The organism is Weissella sp. DD23, from assembly GCF_001579105.1.
Classification (GTDB): Bacteria; Bacillota; Bacilli; order Lactobacillales; family Lactobacillaceae; genus Weissella; species Weissella cibaria.
The window spans coordinates 185,226-187,929 of record NZ_KQ970394.1; the positions used below are offsets into that span (position 1 = coordinate 185,226).

Annotated in this window: 2 protein-coding genes; both read left to right on the plus strand. The window is 43.7% G+C overall.

What is annotated here, in order from left to right; all coding sequences use genetic code 11:
• Window positions 1-1,585 (plus strand): elongation factor G (gene fusA / locus WEIDD23_RS08305; protein ID WP_062358918.1); only part of this gene is annotated, 1,585 nt, incomplete at its 5' end.
• A 341-nt stretch (window positions 1,586-1,926) separates the two neighbouring features.
• The coding region (locus tag WEIDD23_RS13675) for a helix-turn-helix domain-containing protein (RefSeq protein ID WP_197458853.1) at window positions 1,927-2,704 on the plus strand (778 nt) is incomplete at its 3' end.

The window sequence follows — 2,704 nt, forward strand, 5'->3', positions numbered from 1 at the left end:
AGATGACTTTGAAGCCATCATCGACTTGATTGAAAAGGTTGCTTTGTACCCAATCGATGATTTGGGTGAAAAGTGGGAGAAGCGCGAAATCCCTGCTGACTACGCTGAGTTGGCAGAGGAGAAGTACAACGAATTGGTTGAAGCCATCGCTGATGTTGATGACGATATCATGGAAAAGTACTTGGGCGGAGAAGAAATCTCTGAAGCAGAATTGAAGGCTGCTATCCGTCGCGCAACGATCGCTTTGGAGTTCTACCCAGTTCTTGCAGGTTCAGCCTACAAGGATAAGGGTGTGCAAATGATGCTTGACGCGGTTGTTGACTACTTGCCATCACCAATGGACGTTAAGCCATACATCGCAACGGACCCAGATACTGAAGAAGAAGTTGACTTGATTGCCGACGATGACAAGCCATTCGCGGCTTTGGCATTTAAGGTTATGACGGACCCATTCGTTGGACGTTTGACTTTCGTTCGTGTTTACACGGGTACTTTGGAGTCAGGTTCATACGTTTTGAACACGTCTAAGGGAAAGCGTGAGCGTGTTGGTCGTTTGCTACAAATGCACGCTACGAACCGTACTGAAATCGACGAAGTGTTCTCAGGTGATATCGCTGCCTTGATCGGTTTGAAGGATACGACGACTGGTGACTCATTGACTGCTACGGATCACCCATTGATCTTGGAGTCAATGGAGTTCCCTGACCCAGTTATCCAATTGGCTATCGAGCCAAAGACGAAGGCTGACCAAGACAAGATGTCAACTGCTTTGCAGAAGTTGGCTGAAGAAGACCCATCATTCCGTGCTGAGACGAACCCAGAAACTGGTGACACGTTGATCTCAGGAATGGGTGAGTTGCACTTGGACATCATCGTTGACCGTTTGCGTCGTGAATTTAACGTTGAAGCTACTGTTGGTGCGCCACAAGTTGCTTACCGTGAAGCATTCACGCAAACTGTTCAAGCACGTGGTTACTTTAAGCGTCAATCAGGTGGTAAGGGACAATACGGTGACGTTTGGATTGAATTCTCACCAAACGAAGAAGGTGCCGGATTCGAGTTCGAAGATGCCATCGTTGGTGGTGTGGTTCCTCGTGAATACATCCCTTCAGTTGAAGCTGGTTTGAAGGACTCATTGAACAATGGTCCTTTGGCTGGATTCCCATTGGTTGACTTGAAGGCTAAGTTGTACGATGGTTCATACCACGATGTCGACTCATCAGAAGCTGCCTTTAAGATTGCTGCATCATTGGCTTTGAAGGAAGCTGCAAAGACTGCTGGTGCCGTTATCTTGGAGCCAATCATGAAGGTTGACATCGTTGTTCCTGAGGATAACTTGGGTGATGCAATGGGTCACGTTTCTGCCCGTCGTGGTATGTTGGAAGGACAAGAGCAACGTGGTAACTCAATGATGATCCACGCTAAGGTTCCTCTTTCAGAAATGTTCGGATATGCAACGACTTTGCGTTCAGCTACGCAAGGACGTGGAACTTTCCAAATGGCCTTTGACCACTACGAAGCTGTTCCTAAGAACGTTCAAGAAGACATCATCTCAAAGTACGGTAAGGGTTCAGACGCTGAGTAATTTTAATTACCAGCGACTCACTTACTAATTGAGTTGAAAAATTAAGGATGAAGATAATTCTTTCGAGTTATCTTCATCCTTTTTTGTTTGGTTCCAGTCCGATTTCGTGGCCTTTTTTTCAACAATCTGCTTAAATAGTAAGCGACATGTATTAATAAACGGGAAATAATCGGGACAAAACTGCCGTATTGTTATAATCAAAGGTGTTGTTAGTCTGATTTACCTCAATTCTCACTACTAATAAGAATTGGACTAGCAACATCCCCGTGAGTCGGTTTGAAACAGGAGTGTTTTGAACCGCTTTTTTTAGAGAGTCGCAGAGTTTAGAGGAGAGTTTTGCTATGTTAAAGACAATTGGTCAAGTGATCAATGATGTGAGGCGAGAGAAACATATCTCTTTAGCGCAAATAGCAGATTTGGGCATTAGTAAGTCCCGCTATTATCGGTTTATCGATGGTGAAATTGATATGCCGATGTTTGACATTATGACGATTATGGACGCGCTGACCCTATCATTCGCAGAATTGGGTCAGTTGACCAATAAAGCGTGTCTACAGGATATTACGCTACATTGGTTGTTAACAACAGATATTGCGGAATTGACTGATCGTGCGAACGGATCAGATGAACAGGATACCGATTTTCGGCGGTTGATTTTTGCCTATGCACTTGCATTGCGTGAAGATAATATCAAACGAGATCAAGATGAGGCTATTTTCCAGCGTTTAGTAACCTTGGAGGCTTTCACACTTATTGACTTGGTTGGCTTCGCATTAATTGCACCGACCATCTCAGCTGATAAGTTCAAATTATTGTATGTTCGTTACGCTGCTGGCATGGCTAATTTTCAGAATTTTTTGAATAGTGATATTTATGATTTGGTATTAACGATTCACATGGCTGCAATTGATAAATTACTCTTACAGCCGGAGAATCGTAGTTACAATAGTACGATGTTTGTAATTGAAACAATCCTAAATCAATATACAGAACCACAATATATGGAACTGCGATTACTGCAGCAAGTCATGCAATTGCTAAAGACAACCACTGATGGGGTGAGGTTTACGACGACTAACCGAATGACAACATTGCTTTTAAGCGCCAAGACACATCAAA